This is a genomic window from Caballeronia sp. NK8 (assembly GCF_018408855.1).
Taxonomy (GTDB): Bacteria; Pseudomonadota; Gammaproteobacteria; order Burkholderiales; family Burkholderiaceae; genus Caballeronia.
Window position 1 is genome coordinate 285,088 of sequence record NZ_AP024322.1, and the last position, 24,706, is coordinate 309,793.

General features: G+C 63.3%; 21 protein-coding genes. 18 read left to right on the plus strand and 3 right to left on the minus strand.

Annotation, left to right across the window (positions count from 1 at the left end):
• Positions 1-81: 81 nt before the first annotated feature.
• From NK8_RS01405 to NK8_RS01415, 3 genes are read left to right on the plus strand one after another with little or no spacing between them, the layout of a single operon-like run.
• Positions 82-978: a MurR/RpiR family transcriptional regulator gene (locus NK8_RS01405; RefSeq protein ID WP_061172743.1), complete on the plus strand. Its 897-nt coding sequence runs from the start codon at positions 82-84 to the stop codon at positions 976-978.
• A 2-nt stretch (positions 979-980) separates the two neighbouring features.
• A complete protein-coding gene (locus tag NK8_RS01410) occupies positions 981-2,459 on the plus strand; it encodes an amidohydrolase family protein (RefSeq protein ID WP_213226925.1) in 1,479 nt (492 codons plus the stop codon).
• 32 nt (positions 2,460-2,491) lie between these two features.
• On the plus strand, positions 2,492-2,872 hold the full coding sequence (locus NK8_RS01415; RefSeq protein WP_061132889.1) for a RidA family protein: 381 nt from the start codon (positions 2,492-2,494) through the stop codon (positions 2,870-2,872).
• 45 nt (positions 2,873-2,917) lie between these two features.
• Here the strand turns inward: NK8_RS01415 and queF are convergent, their stop codons facing one another.
• The 3 genes from queF to ilvA are packed head-to-tail and all read right to left on the minus strand — an operon-like array spanning position 2,918 to position 6,186.
• Positions 2,918-3,742 carry an NADPH-dependent 7-cyano-7-deazaguanine reductase QueF gene (queF, locus tag NK8_RS01420; RefSeq protein WP_162064819.1) on the minus strand — a complete coding sequence of 275 codons (825 nt, stop codon included), beginning with the start codon at positions 3,740-3,742 and terminating at the stop codon, positions 2,918-2,920.
• Positions 3,739-4,653 carry a 5'-nucleotidase gene (locus tag NK8_RS01425; protein ID WP_213226927.1) on the minus strand — a complete coding sequence of 305 codons (915 nt, stop codon included), beginning with the start codon at positions 4,651-4,653 and terminating at the stop codon, positions 3,739-3,741. Before NK8_RS01425 ends, queF begins: the two co-directional genes overlap by 4 nt.
• A 9-nt stretch (positions 4,654-4,662) precedes the next feature.
• Positions 4,663-6,186, minus strand: coding sequence for a threonine ammonia-lyase, biosynthetic (gene ilvA, locus NK8_RS01430; protein WP_162064821.1), 1,524 nt, complete (start codon positions 6,184-6,186; stop codon positions 4,663-4,665).
• A gap of 521 nt (positions 6,187-6,707) precedes the next feature.
• Between ilvA and NK8_RS01435 the strand changes: the two genes are divergently transcribed.
• The 15 genes from NK8_RS01435 to NK8_RS01505 all read left to right on the plus strand — a co-directional run bounded on the left by NK8_RS01435 (position 6,708) and on the right by NK8_RS01505 (position 24,467).
• Complete coding sequence (locus NK8_RS01435) at positions 6,708-10,802, plus strand: FAD/FMN-binding oxidoreductase (RefSeq protein WP_213226929.1); 4,095 nt, start codon at positions 6,708-6,710, stop codon at positions 10,800-10,802.
• Between the two features lie 35 nt (positions 10,803-10,837).
• The gene (locus NK8_RS01440; RefSeq protein ID WP_213226931.1) at positions 10,838-11,272 is read left to right on the plus strand and encodes an HIT family protein; all 435 of its coding nucleotides are present in this window, start codon (positions 10,838-10,840) and stop codon (positions 11,270-11,272) included.
• Between the two features lie 9 nt (positions 11,273-11,281).
• Positions 11,282-11,689: a gamma-butyrobetaine hydroxylase-like domain-containing protein gene (locus tag NK8_RS01445; protein WP_162064823.1), complete on the plus strand. Its 408-nt coding sequence runs from the start codon at positions 11,282-11,284 to the stop codon at positions 11,687-11,689.
• Positions 11,690-11,772: 83 nt separating this feature from the next.
• Positions 11,773-12,504: a bifunctional demethylmenaquinone methyltransferase/2-methoxy-6-polyprenyl-1,4-benzoquinol methylase UbiE gene (ubiE, locus tag NK8_RS01450; RefSeq protein WP_213226933.1), complete on the plus strand. Its 732-nt coding sequence runs from the start codon at positions 11,773-11,775 to the stop codon at positions 12,502-12,504.
• Between the two features lie 24 nt (positions 12,505-12,528).
• Positions 12,529-13,551, plus strand: coding sequence for a Tim44 domain-containing protein (locus NK8_RS01455; protein ID WP_213226935.1), 1,023 nt, complete (start codon positions 12,529-12,531; stop codon positions 13,549-13,551).
• A gap of 146 nt (positions 13,552-13,697) precedes the next feature.
• Positions 13,698-14,369: an SCP2 domain-containing protein gene (locus NK8_RS01460; protein WP_213226937.1), complete on the plus strand. Its 672-nt coding sequence runs from the start codon at positions 13,698-13,700 to the stop codon at positions 14,367-14,369.
• A 22-nt stretch (positions 14,370-14,391) separates the two neighbouring features.
• Complete coding sequence (gene ubiB / locus NK8_RS01465; protein WP_213226939.1) at positions 14,392-15,966, plus strand: ubiquinone biosynthesis regulatory protein kinase UbiB; 1,575 nt, start codon at positions 14,392-14,394, stop codon at positions 15,964-15,966.
• A 10-nt stretch (positions 15,967-15,976) separates the two neighbouring features.
• A complete protein-coding gene (locus NK8_RS01470; protein WP_213226941.1) occupies positions 15,977-16,594 on the plus strand; it encodes a methyltransferase in 618 nt (205 codons plus the stop codon).
• Positions 16,595-16,743: 149 nt separating this feature from the next.
• Positions 16,744-17,100, plus strand: coding sequence for an FmdB family zinc ribbon protein (locus NK8_RS01475; RefSeq protein WP_213226943.1), 357 nt, complete (start codon positions 16,744-16,746; stop codon positions 17,098-17,100).
• 137 nt (positions 17,101-17,237) lie between these two features.
• On the plus strand, positions 17,238-17,900 hold the full coding sequence (locus tag NK8_RS01480; RefSeq protein ID WP_162064830.1) for a DUF502 domain-containing protein: 663 nt from the start codon (positions 17,238-17,240) through the stop codon (positions 17,898-17,900).
• A 91-nt stretch (positions 17,901-17,991) separates the two neighbouring features.
• Positions 17,992-19,794: an aspartate--tRNA ligase gene (aspS, locus tag NK8_RS01485; protein ID WP_162064831.1), complete on the plus strand. Its 1,803-nt coding sequence runs from the start codon at positions 17,992-17,994 to the stop codon at positions 19,792-19,794.
• Between the two features lie 109 nt (positions 19,795-19,903).
• Positions 19,904-20,380: a dihydroneopterin triphosphate diphosphatase gene (gene nudB, locus NK8_RS01490; protein WP_162064832.1), complete on the plus strand. Its 477-nt coding sequence runs from the start codon at positions 19,904-19,906 to the stop codon at positions 20,378-20,380.
• A 44-nt stretch (positions 20,381-20,424) separates the two neighbouring features.
• A complete protein-coding gene (locus tag NK8_RS01495) occupies positions 20,425-21,666 on the plus strand; it encodes a phosphatidylserine/phosphatidylglycerophosphate/cardiolipin synthase family protein (protein ID WP_225936263.1) in 1,242 nt (413 codons plus the stop codon).
• Between the two features lie 271 nt (positions 21,667-21,937).
• Positions 21,938-22,612 carry a TetR/AcrR family transcriptional regulator gene (locus tag NK8_RS01500; protein ID WP_162064834.1) on the plus strand — a complete coding sequence of 225 codons (675 nt, stop codon included), beginning with the start codon at positions 21,938-21,940 and terminating at the stop codon, positions 22,610-22,612.
• 67 nt (positions 22,613-22,679) lie between these two features.
• On the plus strand, positions 22,680-24,467 hold the full coding sequence (locus NK8_RS01505) for an acyl-CoA dehydrogenase C-terminal domain-containing protein (RefSeq protein ID WP_213226945.1): 1,788 nt from the start codon (positions 22,680-22,682) through the stop codon (positions 24,465-24,467).
• The last annotated feature ends 239 nt before the right edge of the window (positions 24,468-24,706 follow it).

Genomic DNA, 24,706 nt, shown 5'->3' on the forward strand with positions numbered 1-24,706 from the left:
CGGTGCTATGTTAACCAAAGTAGCATCCGTGATGGAAATGTTATTTAGTAACACAAGCCTCAGGTAAACCCTCAAGCCAACATGAACGGCCACGCCGACCCGCTCAGTTTCGACATCGTCGCCCGCATCGCGGAGCGCGCGCCCGAGTTACGCGGCGCCGAGCGCAAGGTGGCCGCGCTGATTCTCGACGACCTGACGGGCGCATCGCGCGCGAGCATCGGCGCGCTGGCCGACAAGGCGGAGGTGAGCGTGGCCACGGTCACGCGTTTTGCGAAGGCAGTCGGCTGCGCGGACGTCCGCGAACTGAAGCTGCGGCTCGCTCAGGCGGCGGCGGTCGGCCAGCGCTTCCTGACGCGCCGTCCGGACGAAGGCGATGCGGCGCCCGATACGCTCGCCGCGCGCATCTTCGACGAAGTGCAGGCGACGCTCGCGCAGAATCAGGGGGCGCTGGCCGCCGCGCCAATCGCTCAGGCCGCCGACACGCTCGCCGCGGCCTCGATGATCTACGTGTTCGGCATGGGCGGCGGCTCGACCGCGCTCGCCGATGAAATGCGCTTTCGCCTCGTGCGGCTCGGCCGGCCGGTTGCGTCGTATCAGGACGGGCTGTTGCAGCGCATGGTCGCGTCGACCTTGTCGAAAGAACATGTCGTGATTGCGCTGTCGGTAACGGGGCATACGCCCGAGATCGTCGAAAGCTGCGGGCTCGCGAAGCAGTACGGCGCGCGCGTGATTGCGCTGACCGCGCCCGCGTCGCCGCTCGGCGCGCTCGCGGACTGGCTGATTCCGGTCATCGCGATCGAAACGGACTTCATCTACAAACCGTCGTCGTCGCGCTACGCGATGATGATGGCGCTCGATTTGCTCGTTACCGAACTGGCCGTCAAGCAGGCCGATCACAGCCGCGAACTCTTGCGCCGCATGAAGCACGCGCTCGATTCGCATCGCGGCGGCGGCGAGCGTCAACCCTTGGGAGACTGACCATGGAAAAGTGCGACACGCTGATCGTTGGCGCGCGCCTGATCGACGGCACGGGCGCGCCCGCCGTCCTGCGCGATGTCGCGGTGCGCGACGGGCGCATCGTCGCGATCGAGGCGCCGGGCGGCCTGTCCGGCTGGAGCGCCGACGCAACCTTCGACGCCGAGGGCAAAGTGCTCGCGCCCGGTTTCATCGACGTCCACACGCATGACGACACGCACGTGATCCGCTCGCCGCAGATGATGCCGAAGATCACGCAGGGCGTGACGACGGTGATCGTCGGCAACTGCGGGATCAGCGCGTCGCCGGTGACGCTCAAGGGCGATCCGCCCGATCCGATGAACTTGCTCGGCGAGGCCGCCGCGTTCAGATATCCGACCTTCGCCGCCTATGTGGAGGCGGTCAACGAGGCGCAACCGACGGTGAATGTCGGCGCGCTGATCGGCCATACGGCGTTGCGCAACAACCATATGGACCGGCTGGATCGCGCGGCTTCCGGCGATGAAGTCGCGGCTATGCGCGCGCAACTCGAAGAAGCGCTGGATAACGGCGCGCTCGGTTTGTCGAGCGGGCTTGCGTATGGATCGGCGTTCAACGCGCCGCCGGAAGAAGTGCAGGCGCTGGCCGAGCCGCTCGCGAAGGCGGGCGCGCTCTACACGACGCACATGCGTACCGAATTCGACGCGATCCTCGACGCGATGGACGAGGCGTATCGCGTCGGCCGTCATGCGCGCGTGCCGGTGGTGATTTCGCATCTGAAATGCGCGGGACCGTCGAACTGGGGGCGCAGCACGGAAGTGCTGAAGTCGATCGAAACCACGCGCGACGGCCAGCCGGTCGGATGCGATTGCTACCCATACAACCGCAGTTCGTCGACGCTCGACCTGAAGCAGGTGACGGGCGATATCGACATCACGATCACATGGTCGACGCCGCATCCGGAGATGGCTGGCAAGCTGATCCGCGAAGTCGCCGACGAATGGCAGGTCAGCCAGCAGGAAGCCGGGAAGCGTCTGCAGCCGGCGGGCGCGGTGTATCACAACATGTCGGAGGACGACGTGCGGCGCATCCTTTCGCATCCCGCGACGATGGTCGGCTCGGACGGCTTGCCGAACGATCCGCTGCCGCATCCGCGTCTGTGGGGCGCGTTTCCGCGCGTGCTCGGCCACTATGCGCGCGATACGGCGCTGATCCCGCTCGAAGAGGCGGTGCGCAAGATGACGAGCCTGTCGGCGCGGCGTTTCGGTCTGACGGAGCGCGGCGAGGTGAAGGTCGGCTATCACGCGGATCTGGTCGTATTCGATCCCGAGCGCGTGCGCGATGCCGCGACGTTCGCCGAGCCGCAACAGGCGGCGGACGGCATCGACGCGGTGTGGGTGAATGGCGTTTTGACGTATCGCGAGCGGGCCGTGACCGGCGCGCGCGCGGGACGTTTCGTGGCGCGCGGTTCCGCATCGAAACTGGATGCACAGGGCGCGTTTTGAGAATTTGTTCGAATCAGGAAAAGGAGTTGAAGATGAAGCGTTATGGCGTTGAAGGTGGCAAGGGACAAGGCGGCGCGCATATGCCGTTCGCACGCGCGGTCGAGGCGGATGGCTGGCTGTTCGTATCGGGCCAGACGCCGATGGAAAACGGCGAGGTGATCAACGGCGGCATCGTCGAGCAATCGCACAAGGCGATTCAGAACGTGCTCGCGATTCTGAAGGAAGCGGGTTACGGGACGGAGCACGTGGTGCGCTGCGGCGTGTGGCTGGATGATCCGCGCGACTTTGCTTCGTTCAACAAGGTGTTCAAGGAGTACTTCGGCGCGAATCCGCCGGCGCGCGCGTGTGTCGTGTCGTCGATGGTGATCGACTGCAAGGTCGAGGTGGATTGCGTGGCGTATAAGAAGGCGTAAATGCGATTGCGGCTCTGGTTCATGTGAAGCAGAGCCGCGTCTTTATTACTGCCGCGCCAACCTTGCATTATCCGGCATCGGCAAATTGAAATTCGTCCGAAACGGATTGATATCCAGCCCGCCGCGCCGCGTATAACGCGCATATACCGCAAGCCGTTCCGGTTTGCATTCCCGCATGATGTCCATGAAGATGCGCTCCACGCATTGCTCATGAAACCCGGTATGTCCGCGATAAGAAACGACATACCGCAACAACCCCGCGTGATCGATCTGCCCGCCGTAATAGCGGATCTGCACGCTGCCCCAATCCGGCTGTCCCGTCACCGGGCAATTCGACTTCAACAGATTCGAAAACAGCGTCTCTTCGACGGGCACTTCGTCATGCGCCGCCTTCAGCAACGAAGGGTCAGGCGAGAACACATCGCAATCGAGATCGAGACGGTCCAGCGACAAACCGTCGAACTCTTCCATCGCCAGTTTGCCGAAATCGGCCGGCGCCGCGAGCTGCACGGAAACCGTCGCGCCGCACACCGCCGAGACATCGCGCTTGATCGCGGCGCGCACATCGTCGATGGAATCGAACGGCGTCTGCGCGAACGAGCCGAGATACAGCTTGAACGACTTCGATTCCACGATATTCGGCGAATCCGCCGGCACGAAGAACGTCGCGACCGCGATCTGCGGCTTGCCGCGCCGGTTGAGCCACGAAAGCTCATACGCGTTCCAGATATCCGTGCCGAAGAACGGCAGTCGCGCGGGCACGGCGATCGCGTCGCGCGCGCGCTTGCGGTCGATCGGAAACAGCAGCGACGCATCGTACTGTTCGGTGTAGTGGACGGGCTTGCCGAGCGGAGATTGATCGGGTGTCATGATGCGTTCGCTATGCCGCTGAGAACGTGCCCCGTCGCCGTAACGACGCGAGCCGATTCGCAATGGCGAATTTGATCGTCGAAGAAAAAATCGGGCTCGAATTCGCGCAGGAATTCGCCCTTGTCGAGGCCGCCGAGAAACATCGCTTCGTCGATTTCGATGTCCCAGGCCATCAGCGTGCGGATCGCGCGCTCGTGCGCCGGTGCGGAACGCGCGGTGACGAGCGCGGTGCGGATGTGCATCGGCGAGCGGCTGTCGTGGTCGTCGGCGATGCGCTGTAGCTTGTTCAAAGCCGCCAGCAGCGGCTTCAACGGGCCGCCCGGAAGCGGCGAATCCTTCTTTTGCGTTTCATGGCCGACGAACGCGGAAAGACCATCGCTCTGGAACACGCGCTCGGCTTCGTCGGAGAACAGCACGGCGTCGCCATCGAACGCAATGCGGATTTCGTCCGCATAACGGCTCGCGGCGCGCGGCGTTTCGGGCAGGACGCGCGCGGCGGGAAAGCCCGCGGCGAGCGCGTCGCGCACGTCGTCCGGATTCGCCGACAGAAACAGCGACGCGCGCAACGGCTTCAGATACGCGAACGGCGAGCGGCCGCGCGTGAACACGCCGCGCTCGATCGCGAGGCCATGCTCGCGGCACGAATGAAACGCGCGCAGTCCGCTGATCGGATCGCTGCGCGACAGGATCACCACTTCGACGCGCTGCTCGTTCGCATTCAACGCGAGCAGCTTGCGGATCAGCCCGAACGCGACGCCCGGCTTCGCGGGCGTTTCTAGCCGCGAGCGTTGCAGCGCTTCGTATCGGGCGAGATCGCCCGTCTCGAAGACGCGGTTCTCATCCTCGAAATCGAACAGCGCGCGCGATGAAATCGCGACGACGAGCTTGTCTTCGAGCGTGAACTTCGGCATCGACACGCCTTACGCGAGGAACAGCTTGTAGACCGGGTTCGCGCCTTCGTCCCACCACGGATAGCCGAGCGTCGCGAGAAAGCGCTCGAACTCCGCGTTGTCCGACTGCGGCACCTGAATGCCGACGAGAATCGAGCTATAGTCCGCGCCCTGATTGCGATAGTGGAACAGGCTGATGTTCCAGTCGGGCGCCATCGACGAGAGGAACTTCATCAGCGCGCCGGGACGCTCAGGGAATTCGAAACGCAGCAGACGCTCGTCGCGCGCGAGCGGCGAGCGCCCGCCGACCATGTATCGGATGTGCTGCTTCGAGAGTTCATCGTGCGAGAGATCGACCGTCGCGAAACCATGCTCGACGAACGACGTCATCATCTGCGCCGTTTCCTTGCGCGCCTTGATCTGCACGCCGACGAAGATATGCGCGGCCTTTTCATCGGCGATGCGGTAGTTGAACTCGGTCACGCTGCGTGTGCCGACCAGTTCGCAGAAACGCCTGAAGCTGCCGCGCTCTTCCGGAATGGTCACGGCGAACACGGCTTCGCGCGCCTCGCCGACTTCCGCGCGCTCCGCAACGAAGCGCATGCGGTCGAAGTTCATGTTCGCGCCCGACGTCACCGCAATGAGCGTCTTGCCTTCGATGCCTTCGCGCTCCGCATACAGCTTCGCGCCCGCGACGGCGAGCGAACCCGCCGGCTCCAGCACGCTGCGCGTGTCCTGGAACACGTCCTTGATCGCGGCGCAGAGCGCATCGGTATCGACGGTGATGACTTCGTCGAGCAGTTCGTGGCACAGCCGGAACGTTTCCTCGCCAACGAGCTTCACCGCCGTGCCGTCCGAGAACAGGCCGACTTCGCTCAGCGTGACGCGCTCGCCCGCCTTGATCGACTGCGCCATCGCGCAGGAATCCTCGGTCTGCACGCCGATCACCTTGATCTCCGGCCGCACCGCCTTGACGTACGCCGCGACGCCCGCCGCGAGCCCGCCGCCGCCGATCGGGCAGAAGATCGCGTGAATCGGGCCCTGATGCTGGCGCAGGATTTCCATCGCGACGGTGCCTTGCCCGGCGATCACGTCGGGATCGTCGAACGGATGCACGAACGTCAGGCCTCGCTCCTGCTGAAGTTCCACGGCGCGCGCGTAGGCGTCGCTGTACGACTCGCCCGCGAGCACCACTTCGACCGTCGGGCCGCCGTGCGCGCGGATCGCATCGATCTTCACCTGCGGCGTGGTGGTCGGCACCGCGATGACCGCCCGGCAGCCGAGCCGCGCCGCCGACAGCGCCACGCCCTGCGCGTGATTGCCCGCCGACGCCGTGATCACGCCGCGCGCGAGTTCGTCCGCGCAGAGGTTCGCCATCTTGTTGTACGCGCCGCGAATCTTGAACGAGAACACCGGCTGATTGTCCTCGCGCTTGAGGAACACGGCGTTGTGCAAGCGCGCGGACAGGCTGCGCGCGGGTTCCAGCTCGCTCTCGCGCGCGACGTCGTACACACGCGCGGTCAGCACTTTTTTCAGGTAGTCGGGATGTGTCATGCGAGGAATCGTCAGGCGGCCGCGATGCGCGCGGGTTTTGAGGGCGAAAGCGTCAATGATAGCGCCAACCGGGCATCGTCCGAACGTGCGATGTATTCGGACCGTCCGGACGGTCGTGCAAAAAAGCGTCGAAAATGCCGGAAACGTGTCGCGAAATCGCACGCAAAAGCCCCTTCTCGCTGCTAGCGCTCGCAAACGCGTGTCATCGTGATGGGTTAGAATTTCCTTTTACGAATCAGCAATCAGGATCGGCAGATGCACCGGCAGCTTCGGATCGATTTACTGGCGCATGTCTCCCGCGAGTCGCATCCCGCGGCGGAGAGGGATGCGCGCCACGCACGATCGTGGCGTTGATCCAGGGCACATCGAAGGCGCCGTGAACGCGATTCGCCTCACCGTCGTGTACGGGCGATCCGGCGGCCTTCGCCAAGATTAGTCTCATTCGAAAATTTGCGCCCCCACGCGCATCGCCGGCAATTCCGCTTTCATGGCGCGAGCGCCGGCACACCGAACCGTCGAACATGAACGCACCCCAAGCCTTCGATCCGAACGGCGCCCATGCCGCCTTGGCGCTCGATACCGAGCCGCGTCTCCGCGAAATTCCTTATAACTACACGTCGTTTTCCGATCGTGAAATCGTCATGCGGCTCCTGGGCGACGAAGCCTGGGCCGTGCTCGACGAACTGCGCAACGAGCGCCGCACCGGCCGCTCGGCACGCATGCTGTATGAAGTGCTCGGCGATATCTGGGTCGTGCGCCGCAATCCTTATCTGCAGGACGACCTGCTCGACAACCCGAAGCGCCGCGCGTTGCTCGTCGAAGCGCTGAATCACCGGCTCGCGGAAATCGAAAAGCGCCGCAGCGCCGATCTCACCGCTCACAGCGAAGAAGCCGGCAGCCGCGAGCGCGCCGGGCGCGTGCAGTTGCTGATCGCCGCCGCGCGCCGCGCCGTCGACGATTTCGCCGCCGAGTTCGACCACATGGCCGACTTGCGCCGCCGCGCATCGCGCGTGCTGGGGAAGGAAACGCAGAAGGACAACATCAAGTTCGACGGCCTGTCGCGCGTCGCGCACGTCACCGACGCGACCGACTGGCGCGTCGAGTATCCGTTCGTCGTGCTGACGCCGGATTCGGAAGCCGAAATCGCCGGTCTGATCAAGGCGTGCTTCGAACTCGGCCTCACCGTGATTCCGCGCGGCGGCGGCACCGGCTATACCGGCGGCGCGATTCCGCTCACGCCGTTTTCGGCGGTCATCAACACGGAAAAGCTGGAACAGCTCGGTCCCGTCGAAATGACGGATCTGCCGGGCGTCGATCACAAGGTCGCGACGATTTTCTCGGGCGCGGGCGTGGTCACGCGGCGCGTCACCGAAGCGGCGGAGCAGGCGGGCTTCGTGTTCGCCGTCGATCCGACCTCGCTCGATGCATCGTGCGTCGGCGGCAATGTCGCGATGAACGCGGGCGGCAAGAAGGCGGTGTTGTGGGGCACGGCGCTCGACAATCTCGCGTGGTGGCGCATGGTCGATCCCGAAGGCAACTGGCTCGAAGTCACGCGTCTGGATCACAACTGCGGCAAGATTCACGACGTCGAAGTGGCGCGTTTCCGGCTCGACTGGTTCGACGGCAATCGTCCGCCCGGCGAAAAGCTGCTGCGCACCGAAAACCTCGACATCGCCGGCCGCACGTTCCGCAAGGAAGGGCTCGGCAAGGACGTCACCGATAAATTCCTCGCCGGTCTGCCCGGCGTGCAGAAGGAAGGCTGCGACGGACTGATTACGTCCGCGCGCTGGATCCTGCACAAGATGCCCGCGCACACGCGCACCGTCTGCCTCGAATTTTTCGGCCAGGCGCGCGACGCGATTCCGAGCATCGTCGAAATCAAGGACTATCTGTTCGAGACGTCGAAGCAGGGCGGCGCGATCCTCGCGGGCCTCGAACATCTCGACGAGCGCTATCTGCGCGCGGTCGGCTACGCGACCAAGAGCAAGCGCAACGCCTTCCCGAAGATGGTGCTGATCGGCGATATCGTCGGCAATGACGCCGATGCCGTCGCCGCTGCAACGTCCGAAGTCGTGCGTATGGCGAACGGCAAGAGCGGCGAAGGCTTCGTCGCGGTGAACGCCGAGGCGCGCAAGCGTTTCTGGCTCGACCGCTCGCGCACCGCCGCCATCGCGAAGCACACGAACGCGTTCAAGATCAACGAAGACGTCGTGATTCCGCTCGACCGCATGGGCGAGTACACGGACGGCATCGAGCGCATCAATATCGAGCTGTCGATCAAGAACAAGCTGCAACTCGTCGATGCGCTCGAGGCGTTCTTCCGCACCGGCAAGCTGCCGCTCGGCAAGACCGACGACGCGAACGAAATCCCCAGCGCCGAACTGCTCGAAGACCGCGTGACGCAGGCGCTCGATTTGCTGAAGCGCGTGCGCGAGCGCTGGACCTTCGTCGGCGACAAGCTCGACATGCCGTTGCGCGAGGCGCAGCACTATCTCGTCAATCTCGGCTACGAAGCGCTCGCGGAGAAGTTCGCGGATCGCGTCGACATGCAGCCGGACGCGAATATCTTCCACGTCGCGCAGGATCGCACGGTGCGAATTTCGTGGAAACAGGAGATTCGCGGCGAACTGCGCCAGATCTTCAACGGCGGCGAATTCAAGCCGATCCTCGATGAAGCGCAGGCCATCCACAAGCAGGTGCTGCGCGGACGCGTGTTCGTCGCGCTCCACATGCACGCGGGCGATGGCAACGTGCACACGAACATTCCCGTCAACTCCGACAACTACGAGATGCTGCAGGACGCGCATCACGCGGTCGCGCGCATCATGAAGCTCGCGCGTTCGCTCGACGGCGTGATTTCGGGCGAACACGGCATCGGCATCACGAAGCTGGAGTTCCTGACCGAAGAGGAAATCGGCGAATTCCGCGCGTACAAGCAGCGCGTCGATCCGCACGGCCGCTTCAACAAGGGCAAGCTGTTCGACGGCGCGGACCTGCGCAACGCGTACACGCCGTCGTTCGGGTTGATGGGCTACGAGTCGCTGATCATGCAGCAATCGGATATCGGCGCGATCTCCGATTCCATCAAGGACTGCCTGCGCTGCGGCAAGTGCAAGCCGGTCTGCGCGACGCACGTGCCGCGCGCGAACCTGCTGTACAGCCCGCGCAACAAGATTCTCGCGACGTCGCTGCTGGTCGAAGCCTTCCTGTACGAAGAGCAGACGCGCCGCGGCGTGTCGATCAAGCATTGGGACGAGTTCAACGACGTCGCCGATCACTGCACGGTCTGCCACAAGTGCGTGACGCCTTGCCCGGTGAAGATCGATTTCGGCGATGTCACGATGAACATGCGCAACCTGTTGCGCAAGATGGGCAAGAAGAAGTTCAACGCGGGCAACGCGGCCGGCATGTTCTTCCTGAACGCGACCAATCCGCAGACGATCAATCTCGCGCGCACCGCGATGATGGGCGTCGGCTACAAGGCGCAGCGTCTCGGCAACGACATCCTGAAGAAGTTCGCGAAGAAGCAGACGGCGAAACCGCCCGCGACGGTCGGCAAGCCGCCGGTGGTCACGCAGGTGATCCACTTCATGAACAAGAAGATGCCGGGCAATCTGCCGAAGAAGACGGCGCGCGCGTTGCTCGATATCGAGGACAACAAGATCGTCCCGATCATCCGCAATCCGAAGACGACCACGGTCGATTCGGAAGCCGTCTTCTACTTCCCCGGCTGCGGCTCGGAGCGCCTGTTCTCGCAAGTCGGACTCGCGACGCAAGCGATGTTGTGGGAAGCGGGCGTGCAGACCGTGCTGCCTCCGGGCTATCTGTGCTGCGGCTACCCGCAACGCGGCTCGGGCCAGTATGACAAGGCCGAGAAGATCGTCACGGATAACCGCGTGCTGTTCCATCGCGTCGCGAATACGCTGAATTATCTCGACATCAAGACCGTGGTCGTGTCGTGCGGCACCTGCTACGACCAGCTCGCGGGCTATGAATTCGAGAAGATCTTCCCGGGCTGCCGGATCATCGACATTCACGAGTTCCTGCTGGAGAAGAACATCCGGCTCGAGGGCGTGAAGGGCACGCGCTACATGTATCACGATCCGTGTCACTCGCCGATCAAGACGATGGACCCGGTCAAGCTCGTCAACGAACTGATGGGCTCGCAGAACGACGGGTACAAGATCGAGAAGAACGATCGATGCTGCGGCGAATCGGGCACGCTCGCGGTCACGCGTCCGGACATCTCCACGCAGGTGCGCTTCCGCAAGGAAGAGGAGATCCGCAAGGGCGCGGCGAGGCTGCGGGGCATTCCGCTCGTCGCGGAAGCGGGCGCGAACGGCATCAATATCGCGAACGCGTCGGCTGGCGCTGCGGGCGCGCAGCCCGGTTCGGTGCTCAAGGCCGGCGACGGTCCGCAACCCAACGGCTCGGACGTGAAAATCCTCACGAGCTGCCCGTCCTGTCTGCAAGGCCTGTCGCGCTACAACGAGGACGCCAATATCGAGGCGGACTATATCGTCGTGGAAATCGCGCGCAAGGTGCTAGGCGAGAACTGGATGGAACAGTACGTCGAACGCGCGAACAATGGCGGTATCGAGCGCGTACTGGTGTAATAGCGAAATCGAGGTTGATTCGCTAGAGGTATGAGATGGACTGTGTGTTTTGCCGTGAAGACGGCGGCGAGGTGCTGTGGTCGGACGACGCGTTGCGCGTCGTCCTCGCCGACGAGCCCGACTGGCCGGGCCTGTGCCGCGTGATCTGGGGCTCGCACGTCGCTGAAATGTCCGATTTGCCGGATGGCGACCGCGCGCGCGTGATGACCGCCGTCAACGGCGTCGAGCGCGCAATGCGCCGCGTGCTCGTACCGGAGAAGATCAATCTGGCGAGCCTCGGCAATCAGGTGCCGCACGTCCACTGGCACGTCATTCCACGCTTTTCCAACGATTCCCGCTTTCCTCTGCCGATCTGGGCGCCGCGCCAGCGCACCGTGTCGGAATCGCAGCTTTCGAAGCGCCGCGCCCAGGCCACGCTCTTGCGCGAACAGGTGCGCAACGAGCTGAACCAGGCGTTCGGACATCAATAAGGCAAGACCATGAGCGGACTCACATCCACGACGCCGATTCCCACCGGCGTCGTCGTGCATTCGAAATCCCGGGTGCTCGAATTGCAGTACGGCGACGAATCGTTTCGCGTGCCTTTCGAGCTGTTGCGCGTGTATTCGCCTTCCGCCGAAGTGCAGGGCCACGGACCGGGCCAGGAAACCTTGCAGACCGGCAAGCGCGAAGTGACGATCATCGGTATCGAACCGGTCGGGCATTACGCGCTGCAACTGAATTTTTCGGACGGCCACAATACCGGCATCTATTCGTGGGACATCCTCCACGACCTGGCGACGCGTCAGGACGCCCTGTGGCGCGAGTATCTGGCGAAACTGGAAGCCGCCGGCGCGGACCGCGACGCGCCGATGGCGGTGAAGAAATCCGGTGGGCATTGCCACTGAACATCAAGGCTGCGGCATAACGCCGCACAGCCGGCGCGACGATTGCGCAGCACATAACGAACAACAGGCGAGGAAAAAGCGCGATGAGCAAGACCCACTTCGGATATGAATCGGTCGACGAGCAGGACAAGGCGAAGAAAGTGGCGGGCGTGTTCCATTCCGTCGCGAGCAACTACGACTTGATGAACGACCTGATGTCCGGCGGACTGCATCGGATCTGGAAGCACTTCACGATCGGGCAGGCCAAGGTGCGGCCGGGATACAAGGTGCTCGATCTCGCGGGTGGCACGGGCGATCTGGCGATGGCTTTCGCCAAACAGGCGGGCGAGACGGGCGAAGTCTGGCATACGGACATCAATGAATCGATGCTGCGCGTTGGGCGCAACCGCCTGATCGACAAGGGCGTGCTGACGCCCGCGCTGCTGTGCGACGCCGAGAAGATTCCATTCCCGGACAATTATTTCAATATAGTTACAGTTGCTTTCGGTTTGCGTAATATGACGCACAAGGATCGTGCGCTGGCCGAAATGCAGCGCGTGATCAAGCCAGGCGGCCGCCTGCTCGTGCTGGAATTCTCGAAAGTGTGGGAACCGCTCAAAAAGCCGTACGATATCTACAGTTTCAAGATTTTGCCGTGGCTTGGCGAAAAAGTGGCCAAAGATGCGGACAGCTACCGGTACCTGGCTGAGTCCATCCGCATGCACCCGGACCAGGAAACTTTAAAAACAATGATGGAACAAGCGGGCCTGGATCGAGTCGAATATTACAATTTGTCAGGTGGCGTGGTAGCGTTACACGTCGGGACCAAATTTTAGTGTTCCACTCTTAAAGGATTCGATATGTTCGATTCGCGCAAACCCCAATCCCGGGGTTTCCTGAACATCCTCTTCAGGAAGGCCGGAATCTTGGCGCTGGCTGGCGTTATTGCGGCTGGCGCAATCTTCGCGGAAACGGCGGAAGCCAAGCGCATGGGCGGCGGCCGCAGCATGGGCCGGCAGTCGGCCACGGCGACGCAGCAGCATCAGGCCACGCCGCCGTCCCAGTCGCAGTCGATGCAGGGCCAGCCGGGACAGGCGGCTCAGGCCCAGCGCGCGCAACCCGCTCCGGGCGCGCCCGCCGCGGCGCAACCCGCGCGCAACCGCTGGCTCGGACCGATCGCCGGTCTTGCCGCGGGTCTGGGCATCGCGGCGCTGCTGTCGCACTTCGGGCTCGGCGAAGCATTCGCCGGCGCGATGGCCAACATGATCATGATCGCGTTGATCGTGCTGGCGGCCGTCATGCTGTTCCGCTTCATCATGCGCAAGCGTCAGGGCAACAACGCGAACACGCCCGCGTACGCCGGCGCGGGCTCGAATTCGGGCTCGCCGTACGGCGCCACCGCGCGCACGAGCCTGAATCAGGACCCGCCGCAGGTGCCGCAGCAGCCGACCGGTTTCGGTGCGAACTATATCGAGTCGTCGGCCCCGCAACAGGCCGTGAACGCGAACGTGCCCGCTGGCTTCGACACCGAAGCGTTCGTCCGTAACGCCAAGGTCTACTTCGTGCGTCTGCAGGACGCGTGGGATCGCGGCAACGTCAACGACATCCGCGAGTTCACGACGCCGGAAATGTTCGCCGAAGTGAAGCTCGACGTCGACGCCCGCGGCAGCGCGCCGAACCGCACGGACGTGGTGCAACTCAACGCCGATGTGCTCGGCGTCGACGACCGCCCGACCGAGTATCTCGCGAGCGTGCGCTTCCACGGCCTGATCCGCGAGTCGGAAGGGGCGGCGGCGGAACCGTTCGTCGAGGTCTGGAACCTGTCGAAGCAGAAGGCGGGCAACGAAGGCTGGCTGCTGGCGGGGATTCAGCAGGTCAGTTGAGCGTGGCCGCGCGCCGGCAACCGTCAGTGTGATCATCGGTTGCGGCGGTAGAATAGAAACCCGCGCGAGCGTCTCGCGCGGGTTTTTTCATCTCATAGCCGATGACCAACGCAGACGAATCCGCCCGTCCCGCAGCAAATCCCGCCTTGAAGACCGCATCCAGTGGGTTCGCGGCCGCCGTGAATCATCTGCTCGCGCGCGAGCCGTGGGCACGTGAGCGCGTCAAACCCTACGCGGGCAAGCGCGTCAAGCTTGCGGGCACGCCGGTTTCGATCGCGCTCGTGGTGCAGCCGGACGGCCTCTTCGCCGCGACCACCGAAGCAGAGGCGGGCGCGTTCGACGTGACGATCTCCGTACCGCTCGACGCCGTGCCTGCGTTTCTGCAAGGCGGCCAGGCGGCGGTGATGAAGCACGTTCGCATCGAAGGCGACGCCGAATTCGCGCAGACGCTCGCGAAACTCGCCGAACATCTGCGCTGGGACCCGGAAGAAGATCTCGCGCGCGTGATCGGCGATGCGCCCGCGCATCGCGTGGGCCTCATCGCGCGCGCCGTGCAGGAGCAGGCGCAGCGCACCGGGCGGAACCTGCTGGACACGTTCACCGAATATTTCCTCGACGAGCGCCCGCAGCTCGTGCGCAAGAGCGCGCTCGACGCGTTCAACGCCGAGCTGTCGAAAGCGCGCGATGCGCTGGCGCGCGTCGAGAAGCGCATTGAAAGAATCGAACAGAGTAGCGGACACATCACCCAACCATCACGACCGGGTAGCGGCGCTTCAGCGCGAACCGGCGGCGAGTCCGTGCGCGACTCGCACGAATAACGAGCTGAAGCGAATCCGAACCATGCGTTTTCTGCGTTTCCTCAAGATTTTCTTCACGATCGTCCGTTTCGGGCTCGATGAACTCGTCATGAGCGGCATCGACGATCGCCGCGTGCGCTTTCTCATGCGTATCACGACGTTCGGCCGCAAGTTCAACATCGAGCGCGGAATTCGGCTGCGTCTCGCGCTGGAAAGCCTCGGGCCGATCTTCGTGAAGTTCGGCCAGGTGCTGTCGACGCGGCGCGACTTGTTGCCTGTCGATATCGCCGATGAACTCGCGAAGCTTCAGGACCGCGTTCCGCCGTTCGATTCGACGGTGGCCGTTGGGCTCATCGAAAAGTCGCTCGGCGCGCCCATCGACGAATTGTTCGACGAATTCGAGCGCGTTCCGGTGGCGAGCGCGTCGATCGCGCAGGTGCATTTCGCGAAGATCAGGAACGGCGAGCACGCGGGCAAACCGGTCGCGGTGAAGGTGTTGCGGCCGGGCATGCTGCCGGTGATCGATTCCGACCTCGCGCTGCTGCGCGATATCGCGACTTGGGCCGAACGGCTGTGGGCGGACGGCCGGCGTCTGAAGCCACGCGAAGTGGTCGCCGAATTCGACAAATATCTGCACGACGAACTCGACCTGATGCGCGAGGCCGCCAACGGCAGCCAGCTGCGCCGCAATTTTCAGGGGCTCGATCTGCTGCTCGTGCCGGAGATGTACTGGGATCTGTCCGCGCCGACGGTGCTCGTCATGGAGCGCATGGTCGGCGTGCCGATCAGTCAGGTGGAGACGCTGCGCGCGGCAGGCGTCGATATTCCGAAGCTGGCACGCGAAGGCGTCGAGATTTTCTTCACGCAGGTGTTCCGCGACGGCTTCTTTCATGCCGACATGCATCCCGGCAACATCCAGGTGAGTCTCGATCCTGCCACCTTCGGGCGCTATATCGCGCTGGATTTCGGCATCGTCGGGGCGCTCTCGGACTTCGACAAGAACTACCTCGCACAGAACTTCCTCGCGTTCTTCAAGCGCGACTATCACCGCGTTGCGACGCTGCACCTGGAATCAGGCTGGGTGCCGCCGAGCACGCGCGTCGAGGAACTGGAAAGCTCGATTCGCGCGGTCTGCGAGCCGTATTTCGATCGCGCGCTGAAGGACATTTCGCTCGGGCAGGTTCTGATGCGCCTGTTTTCGACGTCGCGCCGCTTCAATGTCGAGATTCAGCCGCAGCTCGTGCTGCTGCAAAAGACCATGCTCAATGTCGAGGGACTCGGGCGCTCGCTCGATCCGGAGCTCGATCTGTGGAAAACGGCCAAGCCGTATCTCGAGCGCTGGATGAACGAGCAGATCGGCTGGCGGGGCTGGTACGAGCGCCTGCAGATGGAAGCGCCGCAGTGGAGCAAGACCATTCCGCAGTTGCCGCGGCTGATCCACCATATTCTGGCGGAGCATCACGACGCGCCGAAGAGCGGCAGCGACGAACTCATGCGCCTGCTGCTCGTCGAGCAAAAGCGGACCAACCGCCTGCTCGTGACGCTGCTCGTCGCCGGTCTCGTCGCGATTGCCGGCGCGGGCGTCGTGGTCGCGCAATTGTGGCTCAGCCATCCGTGAGGTCTACATCATGAGCGATCCGACGAATCCAGACGTTCCCAGCTTCGAGAATCGCGACCCGAATTCGCCCGGATTCTGGGACGAACGCTTCGACCAACGCTTCACGCCGTGGGATCAGGCCGGCGTGCCGGAAGCGTTCAAGCACTTCGTGGCGTCGCGGAATGCGCTGAACGTACTGATTCCCGGCTGCGGCAGCGCGTACGAAGCGCTTTATCTTGCCGAGCGCGGCTGGCCGGTGCGCGCGATCGATTTCGCGGCGAGCGCGGTTGCGGCTGCGCGCTTGCAACTGGGCGCGCATGCGGGGCTCGTCGAAGAGGCCGATTTCTTCGCCTACGCGCCACCTTTTTCGCTCGACTGGATCTACGAGCGCGCGTTTCTCTGCGCGTTGCCGAAAGACCGCTGGCAGGACTATGCCGACCGTATGGCGGCGCTCCTGAAACCCGGCGCGCTGCTCGCGGGCTTCTATTTCATCGGATCGACGCCGAAAGGGCCGCCCTTCGGCATCGAGCGCGGAGAACTGGACGCGCTGCTGTTGCCGCACTTCGAACTGATCGAAGACCGCGAAGTGAGCGGTTCCATTCCGGTATTCGCTGGCCGCGAGCGCTGGCTGACCTGGCGGCGAATCTGAGCGGACCGGCTTGAAAAACGCCTGCCGCGCCCCGATATACAAGCGGATCAATTCTGCGTCCGCGATCCCGAAAATCGCGGGTCAATATTGGTTTGCGGCTATAATTCAAGGCTTTGCAAGCGTCGACAGATCATTGTAGGAAGAGTGCCATGCCGATTTACGCGTACCGCTGCGCACACTGCGGCCACGAAAAAGACGTGCTTCAGAAACTGAGCGATGCGCCGCTCACGCAATGTCCTGCCTGCGGACGGGATGCTTTTTCGAAGCAGGTGACCGCTGCCGGATTCCAGTTGAAGGGATCGGGTTGGTATGTCACCGATTTCCGTAGCGGTAACAACGGCTCGAAGGGCGGCGCGGCGAACGCTTCGGCGGCGAAATCGGATGACGCCGCGGCGGCTGGCGCCAGCAGCTCGAATTCGGGCGATAGCGCGAAGCCGGCCAATACGTCATCGTCGGAAACCGTCAAGCCCGCGGCGGGCGCGTCCGCATCGTCGGACGCAGCCTGAAGCGCAGGGCGGCGAATCCGCCTCATCCCAGGTCGCGCAGACGATCTCGCCGACCGTGCCCGGAACCGGGCGCGGCTCGCCTGCCAAGCCGAATCTCCAAAGACAACGAGAGCCGGCGCAGCCTTCTCTCCGTGTAAATGACGACGAAAAAGACTACGCTGAAATCCGTGTTCCTCACCGGCCTGCTCGTGCTGGTGCCGCTCGCCATCACGCTCTGGGTGCTGGGGCTCGTGATCGGCACGATGGACCAGACGCTGCTCCTGCTGCCGCAGTCGTGGCAGCCCGAGCGCGTCGTCGGCTTCCATCTGCCGGGCGTGGGCGCGGTGCTGACGATCGCGTTCATTTTCATCGTCGGGCTGTTGACGCAGAACTTCGTCGGCCAGAAGCTCGTGAAATGGTGGGACGCGATCCTGCGTCACATCCCGGTGGTCGGGCCGCTGTACACGAGCGTGAAGCAGGTATCGGACACGCTGCTCTCGTCGAGCGGCAACGCGTTTCGCAAGGCGCTGCTGATCGAGTATCCGCGCAAGGGCTCGTACACCATCGGCTTTCTGACGGGTATTCCGGGCGGCGACGTGCTCAATCACCTCGACGAAGACCACGTGAGCGTCTACGTGCCCACGACGCCGAACCCGACATCCGGCTTCTTCCTGATGATGCCGAAAAGCGAAGTCGTCGAACTGGACATGACCGTCGACGCCGCACTGAAGTACATCGTCTCGATGGGCGTGGTGGCTCCCGCGCCGAGCGCGCCGGCACCGGTCGCGCCCGCCCGCCGCCCCACCGAGCCGCCGATGTAATGCCGGCCGCGCGAACCGAGCGTCAGCCGCAGGAAGAGCATGACCCGAACGCGCGAGCCGTTGATTAACGAACAACGAAAGACACAACATCATGTCGATGCGATCTGAATACTGCGGTCTGGTGACCGAGGCCCGCCTGGGCGAAACCGTCTCGCTGTGCGGCTGGGTGCAGCGCCGCCGCGATCACGGTGGCGTTATCTTCATCGACCTGCGCGATCGCGAGGGAATCGTTCAGGTTGTCTGCGATCCGGACCGCGCCGAAATGTTCAAGGTGGCCGAAGGCGTGCGCAACGAATTCTGCGTGCAGGTGAAGGGCGTCGTGCGCAACCGTCCTGAAGGCACCGTCAACGCCAATCTGACGAGCGGCAAGATCGAAGTGCTGTGCCATGAGCTGACGGTGCTGAACGCATCGGTCACGCCGCCGTTCCAGCTCGACGACGACAACCTCTCGGAAACCACGCGCCTCACGCATCGCGTGCTCGACCTGCGCCGCCCGCAGATGCAGAAGAACCTGCGCCTGCGCTATCGCGTCGCGATGGAAGTGCGCAAGTATCTCGACGCGCAAGGCTTCATCGACATCGAAACGCCGATGCTGACCAAGAGCACGCCGGAAGGCGCGCGCGATTACCTGGTGCCGTCGCGCGTGAACGCGGGCCAGTTCTTCGCATTGCCGCAGTCGCCGCAGCTCTTCAAGCAATTGCTGATGGTCGCGAACTTCGACCGTTACTACCAGATCACCAAGTGCTTCCGCGACGAAGACCTGCGCGCGGACCGTCAGCCGGAATTCACGCAGATCGACTGCGAAACCTCGTTCCTCACCGAGCAGGAAATCCGCGATCTGTTCGAAAACATGATCCGCCACGTCTTCAAGGAGACGATGGATGTCGCGCTGCCGGAAAAATTCCCGGTCATGCTGTACTCGGAAGCGATGCGCCGCTTCGGTTCGGACAAGCCCGACCTGCGCGTGAAGCTCGAATTCGCCGACCTCACGGATGCCGTGAAGGACGTCGACTTCAAGGTGTTCAGCATGCCGGCGAACTCGAAGGACGGCCGCGTCGCGGCGCTGCGCGTGCCCAAGGGCAGCGAGCTGTCGCGCGGCGATATCGACGGTTACACGGAGTTCGTGCGCATCTACGGCGCGAAGGGCCTCGCGTGGATCAAGGTCAACGACAAGACCCGTGGCCGCGACGGCCTGCAAAGCCCGATCGTCAAGAACCTGCATGACGCGGCGCTTGCGGCGATCATGGAGCGCACCGGCGCGCAAGACGGCGACATCATCTTCTTCGCGGCGGATCGCGCGAAGGTCGTGAACGACAGCCTCGGCGCGCTGCGTCTGAAGATCGGCCATTCGGAATTCGGCCGTGCGAACAACCTGATCGAAACCGGCTGGAAGCCGCTGTGGGTCATCGACTTCCCGATGTTCGAGTTCGACGAGGAAGAGAACCGCCACGTGGCCGCGCATCACCCGTTCACGAGCCCGAAGGACGAGCATCTCGAATACCTCGAAACCGATCCGGGCCGTTGCCTCGCGAAGGCGTACGACATGGTGCTGAACGGCTGGGAAATCGGCGGCGGTTCGGTGCGTATCTTCCAGGAAGACGTGCAGAGCAAGGTGTTCCGCGCGCTCAAGATCGGCGCGGAAGAAGCGCGTCTGAAGTTCGGCTTCCTGCTCGACGCGCTGCAGTACGGCGCGCCGCCGCACGGCGGTATCGCGTTCGGTCTGGACCGCATCGTCACGCTGATGTCCGGCGCCGATTCGATCCGCGACACCATCGCGTTCCCGAAGACGCAGCGCGCGCAGGATCTGCTCACGCAGGCGCCGAGCGAAGTGGACGAGCGCCAGTTGCGCGAGTTGCACATCCGCCTGCGTCAGCCGGAGCAGAAGGCGCAGTAAGCAGGTTTTGTTGTCGATGTGATGAAAAGGGCGCCGTGTGCGCCTTTTTCATTTTTTGCGTTACAGTCTTTCGGCATCGACACACAATGAAACGCGCGTACACAAAAACATGCAGAAGCCGCCGAAAATCCCCGAATCCGTGCTGGTCGTCATTCATACGCCGGACCTCGACGTGCTCATCATCGAACGCGCGGATCACAAGGGCTTCTGGCAATCGGTGACGGGCTCGAAAGATCACATCGACGAGCCGCTTGGCGAAACCGCCGCGCGCGAGGTGCAGGAAGAGACGGGCATCGTGATCGGCAGTGCGCTCATTCCGGAGCGCGCGCTGCTCGACTGGCATCACAGCATTCAATACGAGATCTATCCGCAATGGCGGCATCGCTATGCGGAGGGCGTCACGCGCAACACCGAGCATCAGTTCAGCCTGCTCGTGCCGCATTGCCTCGAAGTGACGCTCGCGCCGCGCGAGCACACCGCGCATCGGTGGCTGCCGTTTCGCGAGGCCGCGGACCAGTGCTTCTCGTGGTCGAACCGGGAAGCGATCCTGCAATTGCCCGAGCGCCTCGCGGCGCATAACCGATGATCGGACTGCGTCCGCGGCGCAGTTTCAAGCGGCTGCGCCAGGCGATGTTCTCGGGCCGCCGGCCGCCCCGCCTGTGCTTCACGGTGGGCAATCAGGTGCGGCTCTTCAAGGGCGGCGTGCAGTTCTTTCCGGCCTTGATCGAGCGCATCGACGAGGCGCGCAAGTCGGTGTCGCTGGAAACCTACATCTTCGCCAACGACGACATCGGCCGCGCCGTCTCCGATGCGCTCGTGCGCGCGGCCGAGCGCGGCGTCACGGTGCGGGTGATCACCGACGGCATCGGCACCGAAAGCAACCTGCCGATGTTCAAACTCTGGCAGGAGCGCGGCGTCGAGCATCGCATCTACAACCCGCATCTGCTGTTCGGGCCGCTCGGTTTTTCGCGCACGCATCGCAAGCTGGCGCTGATCGACGAAACCTACGCGTTTTGCGGCGGCATCAATATCGTCGACGACTACGAGCAGAACGGCGCGCGCCTCGAACGGCCGCGCTGGGATTTTGCGATGGAGGCGCAAGGCCCCGTCGTCAAGGACGAGCGCGAGGCGTTCGATCTGCAATGGCAACGCATCCGTCTCGGCGTAAAGCCGCGCCAGCCGACGCAACCGGGCTGCGAGTCACAGGAAAGCGAGCGCGCTCCGGGCCGCTGGAACGCCCGGCGCGCGATGCAGGCGCGCAGGCGCGCGCGGCTCGGCGAGATTCACGCGGTCGATCAGCCGTGCATCGCGTTCGTCGCGCGCGACAACCTGCTCAATCGCCGCGCGATCGAGAAGGCGTATCTGCGGGCCATCGCGCACGCCGAAAGCGAAGTGCTGCTGGCGAATCCGTACTTCATGCCGGGGCGCAAGCTGAGGCGCGCGCTCGTGCGCGCGGCCGAGCGGGGCGTGCGCGTGTCGCTCGTGATCGGCCGCAAGGAATTCGTCGCACTGGATTACGCGACGCCGTTTCTCTACGGCAACCTGCTCAAGCACGGCGTACGCATCGCCGAATACGAGAAGACGATGCTCCACGGCAAGGTCGCGGTCGTGGATGCCGACTGGGCCACCATCGGCTCATCGAATCTCGACGCGCTCTCGCTCGTGCTCAACAACGAGGCCAACATGGTCCTCGTCAATCACCCTGAAATCGCCGGATTGCACGACGCCATTCTCCAGGCGTTCGACGAAGGCCGCCCCATCGACGAAAAGCATTATGCGTCGCGACCCATGACGGAGCGGACGCTTAATTGGCTGGCCTATAACACGTACCGTCTGATGATGAAGATGATCACAATTGGTCAGTACGATTGACGTGCCAATTTTCTGCGACTGCGCAAAAATAATTGCCGTTAGGCAACAATAGATAAAAGATCCCAGTTCCTGAGAACTCGGGCAGTCACTTACAGGCAGTCCGTACATAAAACGCGACAATGGGCGCGGACAATGTTGAGATTTATCCTATAGACATGTCCTGGCGTTTTAGAAACGCGTGTCTAAAAATTTGCTTGTTTCATCAGAGTTCGGCCACAATAATAGAACGGCCGTTCGATTTTACGGGTCACATAAGAACGGTAGGGACATCATGCGAAAAGGCGAACAGACGCGGGCCGCGATTCTCGACGCAGCGCTGGAGCTGGCGAGTCGGGACGGGCTGGAAGGGCTGACGATCGGCCTGTTGGCCGAGCGTATGCAGATGAGCAAGAGCGGTGTGTTTGCGCATTTCGGGTCGCGCGAGGATTTGCAGGTGGAAGTGGTGCGCGAGTACCACCGGCGCTTCGAGGACGAAGTGTTCTTCCCGAGCCTGCGCGAGGCGCGCGGTCTGCCGCGATTGCGCGCGATGATGAATCGCTGGATGGAGAAACGCATCCAGGAAGTGACCACGGGTTGTATCTACATCAGCGGAGCGGTCGAGTACGACGACCGCGCCGCGAGCGCGGTGCGCGAGCAGCTCGTGCACAGCGTGAGCATGTGGCGGGAAGCGCTGTTGCGCGCGATTCGCCAGTCGAAGGACGAAGGGCATCTGAAGCCGGAGACGGACCCGCATCTGATGCTTTTCGAGCTGTACAGCTTTACGCTCGGCCTGCATCACGACGCGCGCTTCCTGCATTTGCCGGAGGCGGTGCAACTGACGCGGGACGCGCTGGAGAAGACGATCGTCTCGTACCAGACGTCGAATGCGCTCGCCCCGACCGGCATGCCGCAGCCGACGGCGAATGCGACGACGAACCTGACTTCACAACCAACCGACAGCCGTTAGCGGCGCCGTTCGAATCGAGAAGGGTTCGGCGGCGCGCAACCAGAAGCTTGAGAAACTGGAGAGACTCATGGGACAGTACGCCGCCCCCCTTCGCGACATGCAATTCGTGCTGCACGAACTGCTGAACGTCGAAGCTGAATTGAAGAGCATGCCGAAGCATGCCGACCTCGACGCCGACACCATCAATCAGGTGCTCGAGGAAGCCGGCAAGTTCTGCTCCGAGGTCGTGTTCCCGCTCAACCAGAGCGGCGACCGCGAAGGCTGCACGTACGAGGGCGATGGCGTCGTGAAGGCGCCCGCCGGCTTCAAGGAGGCTTACCGCCAGTACATCGACGCCGGCTGGCCCGCGCTCGGCTGCGACCCCGAGTACGGCGGCCAGGGCTTGCCCGCGTTCGTGAACAACGCGCTCTACGAAATGCTCAACTCGGCGAATCAGGCCTGGACGATGTATCCGGGACTTTCGCACGGCGCGTACGAATGCCTGCACGCGCACGGCACGCCGGAGCAGAAGTCGACCTATCTTTCGAAACTCGTGTCGGGCGAATGGACCGGCACGATGTGCCTCACGGAACCGCATTGCGGAACGGACCTCGGCATTCTGCGCACCAAGGCCGAACCGAATCCGGACGGCTCGTACGCACTCACTGGCACGAAGATCTTCATTTCGAGCGGCGAGCACGACATGGCCGAGAACATCGTTCATCTGGTGCTCGCGCGTCTGCCGGGCGCGCCGATAGGCACGAAGGGCATTTCGCTGTTCATCGTGCCGAAGTTCGTGCCCGATGCGAGCGGCGCGATCGGCGCGCGCAACGACATCAAGTGCGGTTCGATCGAGCACAAGATGGGCATCCACGGCAACGCGACCTGCGTGATGAATCTCGACGGCGCGAAGGGCTGGCTTGTCGGCGAGGCGAACAAGGGCTTGAACGCAATGTTCGTGATGATGAACGCGGCGCGTCTGGGCGTCGGGATGCAGGGGCTTGGACTCACCGAAGTCGCGTATCAGAACTCGCTCGTGTATGCGAAGGAGCGTCTGCAGATGCGCTCGCTCACCGGCCCGAAGGCGCCGGAAAAGGCCGCCGATCCGATCATCGTGCATCCGGACGTGCGCCGCATGCTGCTCACGCAGAAGGCTTATGCCGAAGGGGGCCGCGCGTTCACGTACTGGGCGGCGCTCAATATCGACAAGGAGCTTTCGCATGAAGACGAATCAGCGCGTCGCGAGGCTGCGGATTTTGTCGCGCTGCTCACGCCGGTCATCAAGGCCTTCCTGACGGACAACGCGTTCGAAGGCACCAACATGGCGATGCAGATCTATGGCGGTCATGGCTTCATTTCCGAATGGGGCATGGAGCAGTACGTCCGCGATGCGCGCATCAACATGATCTACGAGGGCACGAATTCCATTCAGGCGCTCGATTTGCTTGGCCGCAAGATTCTCGGCGACATGGGCGCGAAGCTGAAGCGCTTCGGCAAGCTCGTTTCTGATTTCGTCGAGCAGGAAGGGGTGAAGCCGGAGATGCAGGAGTTCATCAATCCGCTCGCGGATATCGGCGAGAAGGTGCAGAAGCTCACGATGGAGATCGGCATGAAGGCCATGCAGAATCCCGATGAGGTTGGGGCTGCGGCTGTGCCGTATCTGCGTACGGTTGGGCATCTGGTGTACTCGTACTTCTGGGCGCGGATGGCGCGCGTTGCCCTCGACCGCGCTGCGTCTGGTGATGCGTTTTATAAGGCCAAGCTGGCCACTGCGCGGTTCTACTTCGCCAAGCTCTTGCCTGAGACCGCTTCGACTATTCGTGCCGCGCGTGCCGGCGCCAAGCCTATGATGGATTTCGATGAGGCGTTGTTCTGAGCTTCTTACTTTCGCCGGATCCCGTGAACGTGTCGGTCTATGAGCGTTGCCCCTGTGCGGGGCGGCAGTCACTTTCTTTGCTGCTGCAAAGAAAGTAACCAAAGAAAGCAGCTCGAGCCGCCCGCGGTCACACGCAATTTGGCCACTATTCTCGTTGTTCGTGGACTCAGTAGCGAGTGCCCTCGTAGGACTCACCCGGCTTGGACCGCGCACGGTCTGACGAGCTAGAACGTACAGCG

What these genes read in the sequence shown, in the direction of transcription:
- NK8_RS01405 (WP_061172743.1), top strand. Translation starts at nt 82, where the DNA reads ATGAACGGCCACGCCGACCCGCTCAGTTTCGACATCGTCGCCCGCATC.
- NK8_RS01410 (WP_213226925.1), top strand. Translation starts at nt 981, where the DNA reads ATGGAAAAGTGCGACACGCTGATCGTTGGCGCGCGCCTGATCGACGGC.
- NK8_RS01415 (WP_061132889.1), top strand. Translation starts at nt 2,492, where the DNA reads ATGAAGCGTTATGGCGTTGAAGGTGGCAAGGGACAAGGCGGCGCGCAT.
- queF (WP_162064819.1), bottom strand. Translation starts at nt 3,742, where the DNA reads ATGACACCCGATCAATCTCCGCTCGGCAAGCCCGTCCACTACACCGAA.
- NK8_RS01425 (WP_213226927.1), bottom strand. Translation starts at nt 4,653, where the DNA reads ATGCCGAAGTTCACGCTCGAAGACAAGCTCGTCGTCGCGATTTCATCG.
- ilvA (WP_162064821.1), bottom strand. Translation starts at nt 6,186, where the DNA reads ATGACACATCCCGACTACCTGAAAAAAGTGCTGACCGCGCGTGTGTAC.
- NK8_RS01435 (WP_213226929.1), top strand. Translation starts at nt 6,708, where the DNA reads ATGAACGCACCCCAAGCCTTCGATCCGAACGGCGCCCATGCCGCCTTG.
- NK8_RS01440 (WP_213226931.1), top strand. Translation starts at nt 10,838, where the DNA reads ATGGACTGTGTGTTTTGCCGTGAAGACGGCGGCGAGGTGCTGTGGTCG.
- NK8_RS01445 (WP_162064823.1), top strand. Translation starts at nt 11,282, where the DNA reads ATGAGCGGACTCACATCCACGACGCCGATTCCCACCGGCGTCGTCGTG.
- ubiE (WP_213226933.1), top strand. Translation starts at nt 11,773, where the DNA reads ATGAGCAAGACCCACTTCGGATATGAATCGGTCGACGAGCAGGACAAG.
- NK8_RS01455 (WP_213226935.1), top strand. Translation starts at nt 12,529, where the DNA reads ATGTTCGATTCGCGCAAACCCCAATCCCGGGGTTTCCTGAACATCCTC.
- ubiB (WP_213226939.1), top strand. Translation starts at nt 14,392, where the DNA reads ATGCGTTTTCTGCGTTTCCTCAAGATTTTCTTCACGATCGTCCGTTTC.
- NK8_RS01470 (WP_213226941.1), top strand. Translation starts at nt 15,977, where the DNA reads ATGAGCGATCCGACGAATCCAGACGTTCCCAGCTTCGAGAATCGCGAC.
- NK8_RS01475 (WP_213226943.1), top strand. Translation starts at nt 16,744, where the DNA reads ATGCCGATTTACGCGTACCGCTGCGCACACTGCGGCCACGAAAAAGAC.
- NK8_RS01480 (WP_162064830.1), top strand. Translation starts at nt 17,238, where the DNA reads ATGACGACGAAAAAGACTACGCTGAAATCCGTGTTCCTCACCGGCCTG.
- aspS (WP_162064831.1), top strand. Translation starts at nt 17,992, where the DNA reads ATGTCGATGCGATCTGAATACTGCGGTCTGGTGACCGAGGCCCGCCTG.
- nudB (WP_162064832.1), top strand. Translation starts at nt 19,904, where the DNA reads ATGCAGAAGCCGCCGAAAATCCCCGAATCCGTGCTGGTCGTCATTCAT.
- NK8_RS01495 (WP_225936263.1), top strand. Translation starts at nt 20,425, where the DNA reads ATGTTCTCGGGCCGCCGGCCGCCCCGCCTGTGCTTCACGGTGGGCAAT.
- NK8_RS01500 (WP_162064834.1), top strand. Translation starts at nt 21,938, where the DNA reads ATGCGAAAAGGCGAACAGACGCGGGCCGCGATTCTCGACGCAGCGCTG.
- NK8_RS01505 (WP_213226945.1), top strand. Translation starts at nt 22,680, where the DNA reads ATGGGACAGTACGCCGCCCCCCTTCGCGACATGCAATTCGTGCTGCAC.